1 protein-coding gene is annotated in these 593 nt (G+C 65.1%); it reads left to right on the top strand.

Translation table 11 applies throughout. The annotated features are described in order from the left end of the window. Positions 1–593 (top strand): superoxide dismutase (gene sod / locus ACQUQ1_RS22575; protein ID WP_435066406.1); only part of this gene is annotated, 593 nt, incomplete at both ends.

Raw genomic sequence — 593 nt, forward strand, 5'->3', positions numbered from 1 at the left:
CTACGAACTCGATCCGTTACCGTACGAGTACGACGCCTTGGAGCCGCACATCTCAGAGCAGGTGCTGACGTGGCATCACGACACCCATCACCAGGGCTACGTGAACGGCTGGAACAGCGCCGAGGAGACGCTCGAACAGAACCGCGAGGAGGGCGACTTCTCCTCCTCGCCGGGGGCGATCCGCAACGTCACGCACAACTCTTCGGGGCACATTCTCCACGACCTGTTCTGGCAGAACATGAGCCCCGAGGGCGGCGACGAGCCTGACGGCGCGCTGCGCGAGCGCATCGAGGAGGACTTCGGCTCGTATGAGGCCTGGAAGGGCGAGTTCGAGGCGGCCGCCGGCAACGCCAGCGGCTGGGCACTGCTCGTGTACGACACGTTCTCCAACCAGCTCCGCAACGTGGTCGTCGACAAGCACGACCAGGGCGCCATCTGGGGCGGCCACCCGATCCTCGCGCTGGACGTGTGGGAACACTCCTACTACTACGACTACGGCCCCGCCCGCGGCGACTTCATCGACGCCTTCTTCCAGGTCGTCGACTGGGAAGAGCCCTCGGCACGCTACGAACAGGCCGTCGAACTCTTCGAGT

Origin of the sequence: Halobaculum sp. EA56 (genome assembly GCF_051195075.1) — an archaeon.
Lineage (GTDB): Archaea > Halobacteriota > Halobacteria > Halobacteriales > Haloferacaceae > Halobaculum.